An 18,022-nucleotide genomic window follows, 5' to 3' on the forward strand; every position below is an offset into this window, starting at 1 on the left:
GTTACAGGTCGCCATGCTCAGCGAACGAATAGCTAGTGGTGTTGGCTGAAGGCCCGACGATCAAATGGTCCAGAACCCTTACATCGATCAGCTCCAATGCTTTTTTAAGCCGCTCAGTGACTTGGCGGTCTACCTGGCTAGGCTCTAACTTTCCGCTTGGATGGTTGTGAGCCAAAATGACCGCGCCAGCATTGTTTTTGAGCACCTCTTTAACGACCTCACGAGGATAGACAGCCGTTTGATTCAGGGTGCCTTGGAACAATTCCCGATACTGGATCAGGCGAAGCTGGTTGTCTAAAAAGAAGACAGCGAAAACCTCGTGTTCTAGGCCAGCCAAACGAGCAATGGCATAGCGTTCCGCAATGCTCGGCGTTGACATGGGAGTTCCCGAAGGCACTAAAGACACAATCGCCTCACGTGCGGCCTCCAATATCTGCCCTGGAGTCGCCAACACGTAGTGCCCATGCGCATCAGCAACATGCAATTGCGCGGGTTCAGGCGCTGCCTGAGCGTATACAGACGGCGCGATGGGTAAAATCGACGTATTGAAAGAAGACATGGGTATCTCCAAAAATCTGGAGACATCCGGCCCCTTGAGGACGGATGTCCCCAAGGGATAAGGCGAGGCTACTGACATGCTATGCATGGCTGCAGCAGATAAGAAAAACTACCCAGGCAGTCAAAGACCACCTTGATGCGTTTACAGGGTTGAACGCACCTAAAGAAACCCCTTTAGGTTTGATGAGAAGGTTTCCCCAAATGGCCTGGACCAGGCCCCTTGAGGAACCCTTCTAATGAAGGGTGAATAGCGCCAACCATGGGCACTGATGGGTAAAGCATCAGCTGATCTTTACTATCTGACCAAGCCGATGATCGGCAGTAAATTCAATTGCATTGATCGTAGGCACAAACTTATCCAGCATCGTGATGGTCTCCGAGACATTCCCTTTCTCATCCACCTCCAGGTTCTGGATACGTTCTTTCTTCTTAAAGGTATCCCCCTTTATCAGAAAAATCCGGCCGTCTTTCGATTCAATGCAGCCAGTCACCTGTCCGGCTGCCAGCGCAAGCGCCAGGTGCCATTGCGTCATCGTACGAAGCGGTCTTCTGTGATTGGTCCGTACCTGAGAGAAATGAACATCAAAGCCTTGCCACAATAGACTCGCCTTCCATGTATTGAGCTCATCTTTCAATTGAGCGGCATCGATTCGCACCGCATGAAAGTCAAGCTCCGTATCAGCTGCTGGCACCTGGTAGGGTTCATCATCCCAGACCTCTGGCAATACTTGATCTACGAACTCTCCGGCCTGAGCCTGCGCAAGCCAGTCAAGAACGCTTTTACGTGGATGTGTGCTTCGGATTTTGGACCCGAAAATGACACATTGTTTGAATTGCTGCTCAGGGGCCATAAAAAATCGCAAATTGTCGAAATTACGGGCTAAAAATGTCCGAATCTCAGCATCTAAGGCGTAGTACGGAATGATGTAGATAAGTACCCCGCCCTCAACCAGGAATGATGCCGTTTTCTTTAAGAACGTCCGCTCCAGACGCTCGGCTTTGTCAGAGTCGGCGTTGGCCATGTTCGCCGCATCACTGATTCCAAACCCGTATGGAGGATTCAGAAACAGTAAGCCAATACTGCGAGCCTTAACCACGACGTCATGAAGGTCCGCGTGAATAACCCTATCCAAGAGGGTTTTCGCGTGCCAGGCACGTTCTTTATCAAACTCAACACCCAGAGCCTCAATGCTTACTGAAACCTCGCCAGCCCTCTCCTGTAGGCCAAGACGAATGTCAGCCAGCGCCGCACCTTCCCCGCAACATGGGTCAAGCACTCGCATGGGTCTTGATGCTGGCATGAGGAAGTGTTGAATCCGCTGCAAAGTCTCATCATCGGTCGGGTAGTACCCGGCTTTGACGAAGTTGCGAGCCAAGCGGGTGAACAAAAGGGCCATTTCACACCTCCTGACCATCAATGAGCGAGATCTCACGGCCAAACACTAGGCCTGCTGTTTCAGGCGAAGGCTCGCCATTCTGAGAAATCCACCAACTGGGTGGTTGAAGGGGGTAAACAAGCACCCCAAGGTACGGACCTTGTGAGGCAAAGCAAACGATTCTGCATTCACCAATATTGTTGAACCTGACCATCACAGTTTCGCCAATGGCTGGAACAGGTTCTGGCCCGGTCCAGATCAGTCGTTCATCGGTACGGTTTCTGTCAGTGGTGTACAGCGGTAAGGTGAAATAGCGGACAACGATCATCTGGGTCTCCGAAAAATACACGACGAGAGACCCAGACGGATCGTCCCGCCGGGAAAGTGAAAGAGGAAAATGCAAACCCATCCTGATGGGTTTGCATGGGTTAGAGGATCAGTACTCCGATGGCAACGTCAGTGTGGTACTGGATCGATCCCATTCTGTAACGATCCAGATTTTGAGTTGGTCGTTGACGCGATACGACGACATCAGTCGCCCTCCACACGCTAGAGACCGCTGGTTAAATCGCCAATCTTCGTGGCACAGATCCCCCCAATCACCAATAGCGTGACGAGCCAGGTACTCACAAGCGTTGATCGTGCCTTCTTGATCCAGCTTGGTAACACCTGGCGTAGCCACAACCACACCGAGCTCAAAGCGCGGCAGCACATCGGCAAGAGGCGAGAGATCGAAGGAACCTCTGCACACTGGTTGAGTCTGTTCAGTCATAGTCGGCCTCACTAAAAAATGCGCAGGCCATACCCATGCGGATCTGTGCCCGCAGGGGTGAAAATGGAAAAACAAAAGAAAAGTGAATGTCACCAAGCCTATGAAAGACCTGGTATACATTCGCTAATTTGGAGGAGCGGACTCCTCATCGGGCACACCGAGGTGTGCTGAAATGGTCGCGTGCTAAACGCTAGGGCATGAACATCTTCATGCCGCTTAAGATCAGACCGGCAAAACCAGCCAGCATCAAGCCAAGACGGATGGTCATATCCCGCTTGGTCACCTCGATGTCTTTTCTGGTCACCTCAATGTCGTGCTTCAGTTCAGTGCGAAGCGCGGCAATGTCGTGTTCAACCTTGGCTGTCCACTTCTCCAGCACTTGATCAAGTGTGAGTGCCATAGCACCCTCCATTGCGATGGCCACCTTTTCGGCAACCTCTTGCTTCATACCGGCATCGACCAGGCCCTGCCGCAGCAGGAACAAGTCAGATGGACTCATTGACATATAGTACCCCTTAAAAAATCAAGAGGGCGATCAACCCGCGAGGGTCAAAGCCCCCAAGGGTCAGTTAAAGAATCAAGCGGCTACCGCTGTAGCGCCGAATCGCAGCCAATGAAGTGCTTGCAGACGCTGCTTGAGATCACCTGGCAAACGTTGGGCCAAATCCTGTCGAACAGAGCAACCTTGGACCAGACGTACGAACGAGCACACCTGTGCGGGTGCCAACTCATGTCGAACAGCCAGAAACTGCTCAAATCCCTCTTCATTGGCCTGGGAAAGCCAGTCATTAAAGAGGGAATGCAAACTCTTGCGCTGAGCCGTCGTGATAGGGAAAAAATGCAGTTGAGCCATGATCGTCTTCCAAAAAATGGGGACGACCAAGCCCCAGGGGACACGGTGTCCCCACGGGGTTAGTAAGAAGCGCAGGTTAAATCTGCGTGAATGAATAAAGCGAGTTACCCAGGCAGCACTTACTGCCTTGGCACGTTTACAGGGTTGAACGCACCTGATTGAAACCATCGTTGGTTTGCTTAGATGATTTCCCTTGCAGGCCGGGCCTGATTGTCCTGGCTCGCAAGGGAACCCATCTCGGTTCCGGGCTTACATAACAAATTAAAATTCATACCCCCTCACTCCCCTTGGTGGATCCAAGGTGTGTGTCACCGAAATGGAGGTCCTGGTGACAAATGAAACGGCGCGCAAGGTACGTGGCTGATTTTGCTATCACCAGCTCCGGCTTAGCGCAAAAGCTGCGGGCGCATGGGGACGCCGCCTCCCAGATTCAACGATGCACCAATGCACTGTGCGGTCTGGCTCATGGTCTCGATCGCATCAAGAACATAAGTCAAACCGCCACCTTTGGGCGGTTTAGAAATGAGGATTTACTGGGCAAACCAGATTTGTTGTTTCGCATCGAAACGGTAGCCATGACGTTGGCCAAGTTCAACTGCTTGCCGTCGTAGCAGCGTACGTTCTACAGTCGCATCAAGTTTGATGGGATCGCGATTGGCAATGGCATGGAGCATTTCTGCGTCAAGCAACCCATCGTGCTCTCCCTGCGTAGACTCCAGTGGCACAGAATCCAAAGACCCTGACTGGGGCTTACCACCCTTATTGAAGTGGCTAAAGTCTTTTGCGGTAGATGGAGGGGGAACTGGCTTTTTAGGTGGCGCAACCCGTACAGGCCGTTGCTCGTCAATGGGGTCAGGCTCAGCTTGCTCATGAGCAGTCGATAATTCGGCCTGGCTCTCAACTTGTAAATCGTGCAAACGAGCACGAATTTCTGTCACACCTTTGCCAAACGCGATGTATTGCGACAGATAGATTTCACTAATCCACACCGTTGCCTGGTACTCACCTTCCTCAAACTGATCCAGGAGTGGGTCTTTGACCTTGAACTCACCAAAAGCAGTTGAGAGGTCTGCAACGCAGAACGCACCATTTCGACTTTGTCGAATCCGCTTTACGCGCAGCTGCGCTCCATCTATACGGATCATCGTGATCTCCTTCATAAAGATAGGGAGACCACATCCAGCCGGAAGAGATCTCCCGGTGGGGTGTGAAATGAAAGTACCCGTGCAGCTTACGCCGGACGGGTACAGGGGGGCTTAAATGGTGGCTATCCAACTTGCGATCGGATAGTAATTTAGAGCACGTGAGGTTCCTGTTTGAACGTGCAATTCAACGGACGTACTCGTGTGATATGTACCCCAACTCTATACAGAGCGTTCACGTTTCAGGGGTTGACGTGTCGTGCCCGAAGGCGACCAGGTTATTCAAGTGAAACCTGAAAACACTCGCAAAACCGAATTAGTTTAGTCGCTAATTTTTGCAGCATCAAGGAGAAGAAAACCCTCGCACAGCCCCCAGTGGGAACAGTAACGAGGGTTTGGATGAAGCATTAAAAATTAAGCAACGCTCTGATGGGCATAGCTTGCAACGTATTGAAGCACATTACTTGCTCCATATCCTGCTTGATATGCCGCAGCGCCTTGGTTCACAGGCACCGGAGTGCTGTTGAACTTTGGAGTTGCTGGACCTTGAGCGTTTTCCTGTGGTGCTTTATTTTCAGACTGGTCTTGCTCCGGCACATCCTGAGAAGATTCATCATCGGTCGAGGAGTTCTGCAAAGGAGCATCCTCCTGAAAAGGAATGTTATCCATGCTGGACTCTTCTTGCAAATCACGTCGGAAAATATTAACGCCATCAACAGTGACACTGTTGATCAACAACAGACGTCCCTTGATAAGTGCGGCAGGCTCTTGCTCGCCAGTTGTACGTCCCTTCTCATCTCGAAGGTTGCGCATGTAAACGTGTGTGTAGATATCACCCACACGAAACGATACGAAAACCTTACGCTTCGCCTCAACATCACCCATGAGCTTCTCCACCATTTCGATGGCTTCGCTCCCAGAGACCCGAAGGTCAAAGTAGGTGTAGTCAGGTTCATCCGTATTTCCACGCACGGCGGAAATCGAGCAAGCAAGAAAGGGTTGTGCCTTGCGGCCAGAACCTTTGGTTTCAACCCAGCGCACACGGTTCAGATAACCGAGACCGTTAACGTGAAGATTGAAGTGGTTGGAAGTTTGAGTGGAAGCGGTAGTCATGATGGTGAACTCCAGAAAAATGGACTGGAGGAACACGCACCCACCCAAGAGCCGAATGGCCTGGACAGGGAAAGCGGGTTCCCTGTCCGGGTAGCAAAGAAGAAGATGTACTCTGGTACTGCCGTAGAGGATCAGTACGTGCGTCTTTCAAGAGTTGAGACGCCGCTGTGGGGTGCCTTATGGCGATTCACGTAGCAAAGTTATCAATGAGTAAAGATAAAGTCAATAGCACTAGTTAAATGTACTAACACAGGCTTATCTTTCAAGCATTGACTGAAAAAGCCTAACCGATTCCAGAACGTCCGCTGTCGGCCAGAAGCGGATAGTCCATGCCGACCCCACAACCTACACGCCACTAGCGCACTAAGATAGGACTTCTATACAACCGTGAGCCACCTAAGCCCCCACGATGCCTTAAACGACTTGATTCTGGAGTTAGATCGGACACACACGGTCGCCTATGACCAGAGCGAAGAGTTCCGGAGCAATCGTGACTTTCCCAACTTCACCACCGCATCTAATGGCGAGGTTTGCAATTTTTACCAGTCTGCGCGCAGACTGACCTGAGACGGATTGTGTAGCTAAATCGCAAGTGAGTTCTCTTATTCTAGAAGCAAGGAGAACTCAATGAAAAAGCGATATGCCGACGAACAGATCATTCGGATTCTGCAGGAAGCCGAGAGCCGGGAATTACCGATCAAGGATCTTTGCAAACGTCATAACATTACGGAGCAGAAGTTCCACCGATGGCGCTGTGGCAGCGGTCCCCGCCTGCCGGGCGCTACACAACCGAATTCGGCCTGGAGCTACGACTTTGTGCACGACCAATTGGTCGACGGACGGGTTTTAAAGATGCTGTGTGTGATCGATAAATGCACACGGGATGCCTGGCGATCGAGGTGAGTGACAGCCTGCGTTCGCAGGACGTGATCCTAGTGCTGCCGCGGCTAATGCAGCAGTATGGCAAACCAGTATTCATTCGATCGGACAACTGGGTCGAATTTACCGCCGTTCGCGTTATGCGCTGGCTACGTGACGCATCGGTCGGCCCAGCCTTCATCACCCCCGGTAGCCCATGACACAACGGTTTTGTGGAAAGCTTCAACGGCAAATTACGCGCCCAACTGCTAAACCGTGAATGGTTCCGCAGTCGTGCCGAGGCAAAAATATTGATCGAGAGTTGGCGGCAGTTTTACGGCGAACGTCGATCGCATAGCGCCCATCGTTACCAACCGCCCACCACGCTCCGTCGAGCTTTGCTGGTATCCGAGACGACTCACTGCCTAATTGGCTACAAAATCTCGACGCAGGTCATCTGAACGCAATTTTATTGTCGCTGCATGTCGGTTCACCGATCATTTGGTCGTCAATAATGGCGTGAAGTGGACTCAAAGTCGCAGGGGATATTAATACTATGATGCGAAACGATGTTAATGCTGCAGCTAATTCTTGACCTCCACCACTATTAGGACAATTATTTGGGGGAAGGAAATAAAAGCCGATGCATATTATGCAAACGTGCTGACATACATGAGCTATGTCTCTACGAGAGTTAATAGAGTTTTCTACTCCGCTTTTTTATAAAATAATGACCTAAGCACGTTATGCATCAGTTTTACATCTTTCAGCCAGAAAACGGACAATGTCTGTCACTTAAGTCAGCGATAGACATTGTCCTTGGAGTAGGAGTTAGACGTCAGAAGGTAATGTGGGTGACATTAAGAAGAAACCTAGATACTTATTAGCCACATCAATTCGTTTTTCTATCTCTGAAGTATTCAGATCTAAAATGTTTGCCCGGTCTGCAATAAATTTCTCATACTGGTCAAGAGTGGCTTCCATTGACTGCGATAGGGAAATTTTCGTGTCCGACCAATAGGTTGTCAGGCCAGAAAGATACTGAGACAGAACGTCATTTTTTTTGAAGTCTTCGACAGTTTTTCGAGCAAGACGAGTTTCCCACGAAGCCCCAAACAGAGCATACAGACCAGCAGCAATTGTTGCTCCAAGCGCCACGGCAATGGTTACTGGTCCACCAAGGGCGGAAATACCGGCCATAACAGTTGAGGCACTACCAATTGAAATACCTAATGATGACAACCAACCTACGATCTTAGCCGCGAGTATGTAGCCACCTAAGTTGCTGCCTCCTGCAACGATAGCGGCCCACCCGGCCAATGCGCCAGTAGCAGTCAAACCGGTCAAGGCTGACAAAAATGCGCTCTTAGCGTCAAACGAAAGCACGCTGTCTGTTGGTTTTGTTACCTCGCTAAGCAGTGCTAAAACCTCATCCAAGTCTTTATTAAAGCTCAGACTAATTTCGGCAACATCAGTGTTTACGTTACGTTTCAGTCTGTCTAATAGTATGCCGGGTACATACTGTTGCGCATCTTTTTTGCTGTCACCGTAACTTTCCCTAATTAATTTCTCAACGTAAGATACATCAACGATTTTTTCGTAATGTTTTTTTGCTGAATCCTTAGATTTTCTCAAACACTCATCAATTAGCAAACTTAGTCTTCTATATTCTGTATCAAATCTTTTTTTGGTTAATTCCTTTTTTTCACGCATCTCCTTTACTTCTCGCTCAGCCGTGGCTCGGTCATTTAAGCTTTTTTTGAGTTGATCAGTTAACCCTGCTATTGCCGTAAGCTCCTGATTTTTTGTTGCATCCATTACTTTTATTAACTTGCCCAACGTAGCCCGAGGCATCATATCCCCAGCATATCGTGTCAACTCCGATAAAAAACTCGAGCGAATATCGGCTACGCTATTATCCACAGCAAAGCCAAACATACGTTTACGCAGCATATCGTGAGTTACTGGAAGCCCATAGCGCCTAGTTGCAGTATCCAATACACCTGCTACAACAGGTTTTATCCGTTTAGCTGCCGCTGTTAGTATTTCTTCTACTACGTTCTGACGTGGTTTATTATCCGCTGAGATAGCGTGCACGTGGGTGCAGACAATAAATAAGTTAGCAAGAGGTTCTTTTTTTTCATTGACTTCGAGAAGATTAAGCTTATCAATTAACGTTGGCAGGTAAACCATATCATCACCGGACATAAATCCATTGAAGGATGATAGATAAATAAACGCATCGGCAATATTTTGAACAAACTCGGCCTTTTGGTTATCGGCTTCGTCATTCGAATACCCTGGTAAGTCCACAAAGTCCAATGCAGTCAATATTGGAGAATCAAGGTATATGACTGCATAAGCTGCCCCTGTCACTGGCACAACCGGTTTTTCCAAATCAGAGATTCGATCAGCATGTTGTGCATATTTTTGTAGAATTGAGGTGTCACCTACAAACAGCTTATGGTTATCAAAGTTCTCTTTATTCTCGGGGTCATTTAAATCATAACCTTCTTTAAATAACGCTGCCGGCTCTACTTGCCATACAGGCTTATCGGAAATATGCCTAATATGGCAAAGTAAGGAAGTAGTAGGTTGAAAAGAGGTGGGTAATCTTTTTCCGCCTAACAAATAGTTAAGCATCGTGCTCTTGCCAGCATCAAACTTACCAGCAACAGCAATCCGAGGCTTTCTGCCTATAGTCTTTATAGACGCTGCCAGCTGCACTAGGTCTGGCATGTCAGGACTCAAGATCGTTGGGGCATAATTGAACCATCCAAAAACCGACGCTAAGGCCTCTTCCAGCGCAGGGCGCTTGTTTACAGCCAGGCTAAGCCCCAGAGAGGCTTGGGTATCACCACAGAGCGCTGTCCACTCCTTAATTATCTTGAATGGGGTCTCATCCGGGGCAGACTCATACCGAGAGACCTGCGATTGCGATATGTTCAACGCATCTGCTACTTGCTCTTGAGTTAGCCCTGCTTGCTTTCGTAAATTCAACAGATCAACTGAATCCATAGCCTTTCCTTTGTAAATGAAGCAACCCTCTCTGCATAAAAAATATTTTTTATGCTTAATTAGGATATTATCAATCATACAACCCAAAATCAATATAATTTTGCGAGTCACTAGGTGGTCAAGAAGGATCCTGCCAGGCCGCTCAACGGCAACACGCATCGGATGCGGGAGGGTGGTCACTGTTTCAGCCGACCCCTCGTCGTCATTCGGCAGCCAGATATCTATGCCTGCTAGGCAGCAGTTACAGCCCATCCCCAACAACTCCCGCCCTCTTCTTATACGATTAAATATTTTGAATTATCAACTGACCGGACGTAACTAAGAGGAGTTTGTGCGGTTGCTGAATAGGCTGGCTTGCACCTTGAGCAGACCGCTTTAAATATGGACGCCCCCCAAGATGAAAATGCGCAAAGACCATGCCCTTTGGTTTGCCATAGCCTTAACCTGTGCCCGGAATGAGCAGCATTGCGGCCAGTGTTTTATTTCATCTTAGATAGAACTATTGAGTACATAACCAGGCACGAGAAGAGCTAATTTCAAGCGTAAAAAATACTAATGTTTTAAAGCTCAGGCGGTCTGAATCGCCCCTGGTTTTGAGGAGGCTCCAACCTTTGAGAGAATGTGGCCACTATGAGCAAGCAGAACAAGTTTTCCCCTGAAGTCCGTGAATGTGCCGTGCGCTTGATACAGGAGCACCGTGGTGAGTACCCGTCGCCGCGGGCGGCTGTTGAGTCCATTGCGCCAAAGATCGGTTGCGTACCGGCCACATTGCTTGATTGGGTCAAGCGCAACGAGGTCGACAGCGGTATGCGTGATGGCATGACCAGCTGCGAACGCATGAAGGCGCTAGAGCGCGAGATCAAGAAGTACATGCCTATATCTACCGGCACCGGGACCACTAAGGGGTCGAGCCGCTCTGCAAGATGTTGCAGGTTGCCCCATCATCAGCGTATCGGCGCCCTGCCGCTCGCCAACAACGCCCAAAACTGCGCAGCGCACGCAGCCAGTTCGATGAGGATTTAATGGCATAGATTGGGCGTGCCTGGCACGCCAACATGCAGGTCCAGAGCGCCCGCAAGATCTGGCAGCAGTTGCAGCGCCGTAGGCATTGCCGTGGCCCGCTGCACGGTTGCACGCCTGATACGCCGCCTGGGTTTGCCGGGCGTGCGCCGAGACAAACGAGTACGTACCACACCATGGCCGACGGTTCGCAGTTATGCCCACTGGATCGGGTCAATCGCCACTTCCACGCCGACAGGCCCAATCAGTTATGGGGCTCAGACTTTAACTACGTCTAGACCTAGCTAGACTGGCTGTGTGTGGCCTTCGTCATCGACGTGTTTGCCCGGCGCATTGTGGGCAGGCGTATCAGCAACACCATGAGCACAGACTTCGTGCCTGATACCCTGGAGCAGGCCCTGTACGACCGACATCCCGCCGATTCCTTGAGCCACCATTCCGACCGGGGCGTCCAATACGTGTCCATCCGCTACGCCGAACGCCTGACCCAGGCAGGCATTGAACCGTCGGTCGGTAGCCGAGACGATAGCTATGACAATGCATTGGCGGAAATCATCAACGGGCTGTACAAGTCCGAGTTCATCCATCACCGAGCGCCGTGGGATTTGCCACGCTGGAATGGTTCGCCTGGTATAACCATCAGCACCTGCTCGTATCGATCGGGTACATTCCTCCTGCACAGGCCGAAGAACTCTACCACCGTACCCATTCTGACTCTGTGCGATGAACGCTGTACTTTAACCAAACAGCCTCCTCGATTCCCGGAGCGATTCAGGTACAAAGTAAGTGACTAACTGGCAGCTAGTCCACTTGAATGCCAAACCATGTTTGGCGTTCATTCCTAGGAACAGATAGGGCTTCTGAAGCGTGTTTGTGTGTACGACAATACAAATCATCAACTTAGCCTATCCATATAGAGCTGTTTTTTTGCCTCAGACCATAAAGCAGCAATTTTGGTCACCACACCTCCATCGCTCAATTTAGCCCGCTTCGTCTACACAAAAAATTAGTGCTGCCGAAGCGGGGGATTGTTTCCATCTAGATGACTCAGCTCATTGAGCAGCTTATATAAGTGGGCCAATCGCCACTTTGCTGCATATGTGCAGATGAAAATGTATCAAGCATCTGCAAAACTTGCTCGTTAGGTGATTGGTTAAAGTCGAAATGCATCTGCTCTCTGCTGGGCATCCTACAACGCCAGTATCCCATACCTTGATCCAGCAGGACCTTGCTAACCTTGCCAGAACTCCAGTTCACTGTGATGACTCTAGAGTGCAGCAGATCACGAGGGCTGCTCATGACCTTGATATCCGGTGCCAATTCGAACTGGCTTTTTAGCCAGAGCTCGAGAATCGCCTCTTGGTCCTCTGCTCGCATCCAGTCATGACTGAGGAAAAAGCTCGGTTGGCTACCGTTCGGTGCTAACGTATTGAGAGAGATTGACTGTAGTTTTTCACTTCTAAAAAGCTCGAGGAAGCTTGTCAAGAGCATCAGTGACCAGGGCGACTTCAGATAGCGATCGGAGTAAGTGATGGATACAGCTTGATCATTAGAGATCAGGGAAGCCAACTCCGGCATCTGGGTATTGATAAGCGCTGCGAGCCGTGTTTTAAGGGTATCCACCGGGCCGTTGAGCTCCGAGGTGACTTCGACTATACGCGCGCCCTGATGATGCTGACTCCAAGTGTCGCTGGCAATAGAACCTCCTTTCACGGCAGGCATTAGTTTACTAGTAACCCAGACTGCATCTGCATGACCTTGAAGCCAATCGGGCCCAGGTGCACCGACGCTGCTCATACTGCTATACAGACTCCACACACCAGCCTGAGATGACACTTGGGCAACCAAATAGGGAGCTTGCAATGTTTCAGCTTGCAGTTCAATCAACTCAACCCCTAAGCGTGTAAGCAGTGCCAAGGCTTCCTTTTGCTCCACTCTCAACGACGCAGGGGCAGTAATACCGACTCTTATTTTCAGTCGTTCGGTAATAGCCCAACTTAGGATTTTCTCCCTCACAAGGGGATGGTCCAGATCCCAATCCTGATGATCGCCATGCAGGCACACCAAGACAGAGGCAGTCTGATCGCGCCGATCCAATGAGTTGATGAAGGAGCTTAGCTCCCGCATAGGGCCAACAGAACAGTGTCGAGCTCCGCGAAGGCTTGCAAAGATATCGTGCAGTCCTAGGTGCTCGATCAGTTGAGACTCGCAGAGCCACTGCAGTGCCAGCCTGCGGTCCAGTTCTTCACGCTCGACACGGCTGTCTTGACTCGCCAGGCAGTGCGAGCAGACATTATCGCAGTTTGCTGGGCAGCTCAGACGCTCTTTTGCCTTAGTTAGCAGCTGAAGGATGTCACCCAGACCCGACAGCACAAAGCCAGCCCCGCCGCTAACCTCATCGAAAAGCTGAATGACGGAGCGGCCTTGCCCAGAATCCCGATCACGATCGAGGCGATGACTAAAGCCCATTTCGCTGCTGGCTATGCCCAGGTTTCCGGCGATCACATCACGTATAGCAACGCCAAGGGTTGTAGCGATCAAACGCCCTTTGGGTGTATCAGATAGCCATTCGCCAGTAAGTGGATTCTTAAGAAAAACTTCCAGTACATCGGTACGAATCTGGTAGCCCAAATGCAGATTGGCCTTGATGGCCTCACCTGAACAGTCGCTCTCTTTGCGGCTACCGGTTTGTCCGCCAACTGGGCGGTGAGCTTTATCAGGCTGCAGATCTTTAGGCACTTCATCCGAGGCAAGCATAGACGCCGAACGTCCACAATTCATGCAGACAGCGTAACCATTACCATGCTCACCAGAAGAGTGATGGAAGACACTGCCGTCATGACCGAAGCGCACGAAACCACAGCGTGGGTCGGGTAGCGAGATACTTTCGCTGTACAGCTGGATGCGCGGTCGCTCAATGCGGATGAACTTCTGCGAGGTAACATCATTGGAGGTTTCTTCATAAAAGTCCGTCACGAATCCACCCGGACGCAGTACCATTCGGCGCTCGCTGCGTGGAATAACGGATGAGCAATGTGAGCAACACAATCCTTCATTATTTGTATAGGCGTTTTCCATCACTCCGATGTTACCGCACTCAGGACAACGCCAAGCGATATCAAATTTCTGTGCTTCATTAACCTGTCCGTTGGCATGCCACTGTAGGCTGACACCAGCAGAACGGTAGACTCTGCCATCGATCACTACCTGAGCGCCAGGAGCATATTCGCGAATGGCAATATCCAGGCTGCGAGACGGCATTTCCTTATTGTCAAAGATGCTGTCTTCCCTGCTCGCTTCGCTTTTTCGTTGCTGATGCAGGAAGTCCTCGACGCTGTATGTCTTGAGACTGACGACGTCGGTCGGGAAGCCATATCCCGGAAGAAATGCGGACGATGCTAGATACCGGAGTAGATACTCGTTTTCATGGCGCTGCTTCTCCAGAGCCAAAGCCTTCTTGTATGGCCCATCACTGGCAGCCTGAAGTTTATGGTTAATAGTACGATAGTCGCCCAGCCAGCGATCCTCAAGAGAACATAATGCTAGCCGGGTTTCACTTGTGATTGAGATGAGCGAACGCCCCTCCAAGCATGTACCACACACCAACTGTTTCACAGCGCGATCAAATTCATTCGGGCTCGCCCTGAGCCAGGCCAGAAACTGCTGACTAGACGAGTCGCTTGGAGCAAAAAACCAATGCAAGGTTAATTTAGTACGGTCACCATCATTGCTGCTATGCATACGCAAGAAAAGCGCCAGCAACAGCGAGTTTACGTGCCGCTGCACAATTCGCTCAGAGCTGAGTGTAATGTTAGGTGCTGGAATGGCTGTCACGAACGGCCATTTAGGATTGGCGAAGGCACGCTGGTTATGTGGATCAGCTTTGCACAGGGTATAAGCGATAGCCCGTGCTTCGTTGCGTCTACCAGCACGACCTGCGCGCTGCAAATAGTTGGCCGGATGTGGTGGTAGGTTGTTCATTACCACAGCAGAGATACCACCGATATCCACGCCCATCTCCATCGTTGTGGAGCAGTTCAGTACGTTGATATCACCACGCTTAAACTCTTCAACATAATCATCAAGCCTCTTTGCAGACTGTTGCGCTGAGTGCTCTGCAGTTCGGTAGTAGAAGCCCCCCTCGACTGTACGGTCGCTGATATCCGTCCACAGGTTTTCCTGGCGGAGTTGAGAAATGATGGGATCTCTTGCTACCAGCTGACGAATCTGCACCTGCTTGGGAACTGGAGAACCGTCCGGGATGAGTGTACTCAGAGTCGGAAGCTGGATCTTACGGCAGCGGTAGTCCTGATTTAATCGTTTTTGAGGAAGGTAGGGTGTCAGCCCCCGGAACGTGGTATCGAATATACGGCGGGTCAACGGGCAGACCCAGCCTTCGCTAGGAAGCGAGAAAGTGAGGGTTTCTAGGCGTAAACTGTAACCGGTATCGACAGACTCCAGAATACGGGCATTTACCAGAGCAAACCACGCCGCCTCGAGCCAACTGTTGATCTTGTCTGCATCCGCATTAAGAGCGCGGTTTAGAGAGGTCGCTAGTTCAAGTAGTTTGATCAGTCGATGTGGTGCCCCCTGCTTGATCTGTGGCCATTTTCTGATGGTGGTGCTTTCTTGCACATCACTCTTAGGAGAGTAAAGTGCCTTGGGACTGAAACGGCTACCCATCCAACGGCGCATCTTGTTTTCCATTGGAATGAAGGTGTTTTCCCGGACATAGAAGTCTAGTGCGACCTTGAGGAAGTCGCGCCAGTCATCCAGCGTCAGAGGACTTCTTGCATCACTTGCAGAACCCTGCGTACAAATGGCGAAGGTGTCAGCCCACAGCGGTGGTGTTGTCGTTATATCCTCCAACCCCATGTAGCCGACCTTGATCAACCCTAGTGTTTCCGAACTGTTCTGATTTTTGGGTCGCCGGGAGAATTCACGTGCAAGCAGCAGGCGAGCCATTGTCAGACAGCCTTCGTTACCATCGAACAATGCCGGATTGGCATAACGGTTGTAGCGCAGGATGAACTTGTCTATATCTCTGGAGGCTGCAATCGTCTCGATCATCTGAGACCAACGAATTATTTTGGATTGATTTGCAGGTGCTGCGCCGCTCAACAAAAGCTGAGCTTTTTTACGAAGGTCAACTGCCATTGAAGCCATGCCTAATTTTTCCAGCTGATCTGCCTGGTACAGCATATCGTCAGGACTACAGTTGAATGTGTCCTTAACTGCAGCATTGGCCTTGGCCTGTTCATTCCTCAATGTTTCAAATACCAACCCCCGTAGTCGCGAGCGTTCCGCTTCTTGCTGCATCCGTACTGCCATACGAGCAGTTCCTTGACGGCTATCGGTAAAGGTAATCAGTTTGCGACCACGTCCCGGTAGTTCTTCTGGTGAACGGCCTTCGCAGTCTTCATTATCAGGATCGGGACAGAACTCAAGAACGGTCGGAACAGCGTTGGCTATATAGAACGGCGCACCAAGATAGGCTTTTCTCAGAAAATCGCTAGTACCAAAGGACGAGTTTTCGCAGTGGCTGCAGCAGCAGCCGTCTTTTTCACTGGTAAGTACAATACTAAGGTTGCGAGTAGCATTAACCGTTCCTAGCTTGTGACTATCTAAATCAAGGTTGATCGAAAAATAGGGATCATGGGCTGCCAGCAATCCTGCAATAACGACACGCGTGTTTATGGCTTTCGCCATCAACATTTCGACGGGCACGTCCTCGCCATTGGTGTCGTGATTAAGGGAGAACTCATCGCCAGCGTAAGGACTAGGTTGATGCAGTTCACCATCGCGATCCTCTGCCAGTAAATGTGGTGTCTTGCAATCGTTGCAGAAACCCAGCTCATACACTGGGGCATGACATTCGCATCGCGCACGCTGAGCCACATAGACGTTACCAAAAGGCCAGTCCCGTAGATGGGCAGATTTGGCACTGCACTGTGGATCGACGCAGGCCCAGAGGCCATGCAGCATACGTTGGAAAAGATGGACTCTCAATTTGAGGAACGGCGGCTGCTGCTCGGCCGGATGAGTACCGGTCATCGTGTCAATCCAGTCAAGCATCTGCTCCTGCCGCTCAAGGTGTGTGCCCCCCTGCAACTCGCTGGATACAGCGCTAATCAGGTCGTTTATGTCTAAGGGTTTGCCAGAGCTAACAACGGCATGACGTAGGCGCCTAGCTGTAGTGCTGTCGCACAGAGCCTTGAAGCGCGCTGCAGACACTACCTTTTCCGGCTCAATATCCCTGATAGCCTGCAAGGCAACATTGTTACCTGGCGATTCAAACTCAAGGTCGGGCCAAACACGCGAACCACCAATTACTTCCACCTGCTCAAGCGGAACGCCCGCTAAGTCAGCCAAATAGCGTTTAAGTCGCTCTTCAGCATCGGCACCGGCGATAGTCGCTGATGTAGCAATGAAGCGAATCTGTTCAGATTGTCTGCCGAATGCCTGAACTACTCTGCGTAACAACAGAGACATTTCAGCTGCTTGTGAGCCCACATAAGTATGTGCCTCATCGAGGACGATCCAGCGTAACGATTGTTTCTGCTTAGAAATTTCCAAAATCGGATTATCGACCTGACGCACCAGCATATACTCCAACATGGTAGCGTTAGTCATCAGAATCGGGGCTGGCTCCTTGCGCAAAAGCTCTCGAGACAGGATCTGGTTGGGCTTCTGTTGCTGCTCCTTACGGATCTTGTCGGCCCTCTCCTCAGTCTTACCGTTATATAGGCAGAAGCGGATATTGCTGCCGTATTTTCTAGTCCAAGCGTCTAGACGCTCTTGCTGGGAGTTAATCAGGGCATTGAGCGGATATAAGAACAAAGCACGCACACCCACTAGTGCTGCCTCGCTTCGCTCTTGCTCACGGATCAGATCTTCAAGGATTGGTACCATAAAGCATTCGGTCTTACCTGAGCCAGTACCGGTAGTGATCACGGCCGAGCGTGGTGTTTCGTCAAGTAGAGTGCGCCAGGCATGTAGTTGGTGAATATAGGGGTGTATCGTTTTCGAGAATCGGTAGGCTGGTGCAGATGCCAGCGTATCTAGCAAGCTGCTCGACAGCAGGCCCTCCCGCTGCAGATCCTGCAGGCACAAACCTGCTTCCTGCCAGCCAAAGGTATGCTCGAATACCGGCGGCGCTAGGAAGCAACCATCGGCTCCCAATGTGTTCACCATACTCTCACTCAGGTGACGATGCAGGCCTAAGTGATTGATACCTAGTACACCGAGCGTCGCCTCACGGGTACGCTCAAGGCTTTGCTCGATCAGACTTCTGAAAAATTGCATTGTCATT

Annotated in this window: 10 protein-coding genes, 2 pseudogenes and 1 other annotated feature; of the genes and pseudogenes, 2 read left to right on the top strand and 10 right to left on the bottom strand. The window is 50.5% G+C overall.

Features of this window, described 5'->3' with window-relative positions; genetic code table 11:
* Nucleotide 1: 1 nt before the first annotated feature.
* From radC to RSQ48_RS08920, 8 genes are all read right to left on the bottom strand, one after another.
* The gene (radC, locus tag RSQ48_RS08885; protein WP_415301688.1) at nt 2–559 is read right to left on the bottom strand and encodes a RadC family protein; all 558 of its coding nucleotides are present in this window, start codon (nt 557–559) and stop codon (nt 2–4) included.
* A 280-nt stretch (nt 560–839) separates the two neighbouring features.
* Nucleotides 840–1,955: a DUF6094 domain-containing protein gene (locus RSQ48_RS08890; RefSeq protein ID WP_415301689.1), complete on the bottom strand. Its 1,116-nt coding sequence runs from the start codon at nt 1,953–1,955 to the stop codon at nt 840–842.
* Between the two features lies 1 nt (nt 1,956).
* Complete coding sequence (locus tag RSQ48_RS08895) at nt 1,957–2,262, bottom strand: hypothetical protein (RefSeq protein WP_094196757.1); 306 nt, start codon at nt 2,260–2,262, stop codon at nt 1,957–1,959.
* 108 nt (nt 2,263–2,370) lie between these two features.
* The gene (locus RSQ48_RS08900) at nt 2,371–2,706 is read right to left on the bottom strand and encodes a hypothetical protein (RefSeq protein WP_234354300.1); all 336 of its coding nucleotides are present in this window, start codon (nt 2,704–2,706) and stop codon (nt 2,371–2,373) included.
* A gap of 190 nt (nt 2,707–2,896) precedes the next feature.
* Nucleotides 2,897–3,211 carry a hypothetical protein gene (locus RSQ48_RS08905; RefSeq protein WP_234354301.1) on the bottom strand — a complete coding sequence of 105 codons (315 nt, stop codon included), beginning with the start codon at nt 3,209–3,211 and terminating at the stop codon, nt 2,897–2,899.
* Nucleotides 3,212–3,283: 72 nt separating this feature from the next.
* Nucleotides 3,284–3,559, bottom strand: coding sequence for a hypothetical protein (locus RSQ48_RS08910; RefSeq protein ID WP_003799870.1), 276 nt, complete (start codon nt 3,557–3,559; stop codon nt 3,284–3,286).
* Between the two features lie 530 nt (nt 3,560–4,089).
* Nucleotides 4,090–4,704 (bottom strand): DUF3275 family protein, encoded by a 615-nt coding sequence (locus RSQ48_RS08915; protein WP_094196758.1) that lies wholly within the window; start codon nt 4,702–4,704, stop codon nt 4,090–4,092.
* Between the two features lie 411 nt (nt 4,705–5,115).
* Nucleotides 5,116–5,814 (bottom strand): DUF3577 domain-containing protein, encoded by a 699-nt coding sequence (locus tag RSQ48_RS08920; RefSeq protein WP_094196759.1) that lies wholly within the window; start codon nt 5,812–5,814, stop codon nt 5,116–5,118.
* A 627-nt stretch (nt 5,815–6,441) separates the two neighbouring features.
* Here RSQ48_RS08920 and RSQ48_RS08925 point away from each other — a divergent pair.
* A pseudogene (locus RSQ48_RS08925) lies at nt 6,442–7,133 on the top strand (integrase core domain-containing protein).
* A 370-nt stretch (nt 7,134–7,503) separates the two neighbouring features.
* On the opposite strand, the gene RSQ48_RS08930 reads toward RSQ48_RS08925, so the two are convergent.
* Nucleotides 7,504–9,690 carry a dynamin family protein gene (locus tag RSQ48_RS08930; RefSeq protein ID WP_415301690.1) on the bottom strand — a complete coding sequence of 729 codons (2,187 nt, stop codon included), beginning with the start codon at nt 9,688–9,690 and terminating at the stop codon, nt 7,504–7,506.
* Between the two features lie 630 nt (nt 9,691–10,320).
* Between RSQ48_RS08930 and RSQ48_RS08935 the strand changes: the two are divergent.
* Nucleotides 10,321–11,437: pseudogene (locus RSQ48_RS08935) on the top strand (IS3 family transposase).
* Nucleotides 10,525–10,631, top strand: a sequence feature (AL1L pseudoknot). It overlaps the preceding pseudogene by 107 nt.
* 320 nt (nt 11,438–11,757) lie before the next feature.
* Here the strand turns inward: RSQ48_RS08935 and RSQ48_RS08940 are convergent.
* On the bottom strand, nt 11,758–18,021 hold the full coding sequence (locus RSQ48_RS08940) for a DEAD/DEAH box helicase (protein ID WP_415301691.1): 6,264 nt from the start codon (nt 18,019–18,021) through the stop codon (nt 11,758–11,760).
* Nucleotide 18,022 lies beyond the last annotated feature (1 nt).

This window comes from Alcaligenes sp. SJTW-7, from assembly GCF_047716895.1.
Lineage (GTDB): Bacteria > Pseudomonadota > Gammaproteobacteria > Burkholderiales > Burkholderiaceae_B > Alcaligenes > Alcaligenes ammonioxydans.

Bases quoted from the DNA above. Each gene is read 5' to 3' on its own strand.
- RSQ48_RS08890 (WP_415301689.1), bottom strand. From the start codon at position 1,955: ATGGCCCTTTTGTTCACCCGCTTGGCTCGCAACTTCGTCAAAGCCGGG.
- RSQ48_RS08900 (WP_234354300.1), bottom strand. From the start codon at position 2,706: ATGACTGAACAGACTCAACCAGTGTGCAGAGGTTCCTTCGATCTCTCG.
- radC (WP_415301688.1), bottom strand. From the start codon at position 559: ATGTCTTCTTTCAATACGTCGATTTTACCCATCGCGCCGTCTGTATAC.
- RSQ48_RS08910 (WP_003799870.1), bottom strand. From the start codon at position 3,559: ATGGCTCAACTGCATTTTTTCCCTATCACGACGGCTCAGCGCAAGAGT.
- RSQ48_RS08940 (WP_415301691.1), bottom strand. From the start codon at position 18,021: ATGACAATGCAATTTTTCAGAAGTCTGATCGAGCAAAGCCTTGAGCGT.
- RSQ48_RS08895 (WP_094196757.1), bottom strand. From the start codon at position 2,262: ATGATCGTTGTCCGCTATTTCACCTTACCGCTGTACACCACTGACAGA.
- RSQ48_RS08930 (WP_415301690.1), bottom strand. From the start codon at position 9,690: ATGGATTCAGTTGATCTGTTGAATTTACGAAAGCAAGCAGGGCTAACT.
- RSQ48_RS08905 (WP_234354301.1), bottom strand. From the start codon at position 3,211: ATGTCAATGAGTCCATCTGACTTGTTCCTGCTGCGGCAGGGCCTGGTC.
- RSQ48_RS08920 (WP_094196759.1), bottom strand. From the start codon at position 5,814: ATGACTACCGCTTCCACTCAAACTTCCAACCACTTCAATCTTCACGTT.
- RSQ48_RS08915 (WP_094196758.1), bottom strand. From the start codon at position 4,704: ATGATCCGTATAGATGGAGCGCAGCTGCGCGTAAAGCGGATTCGACAA.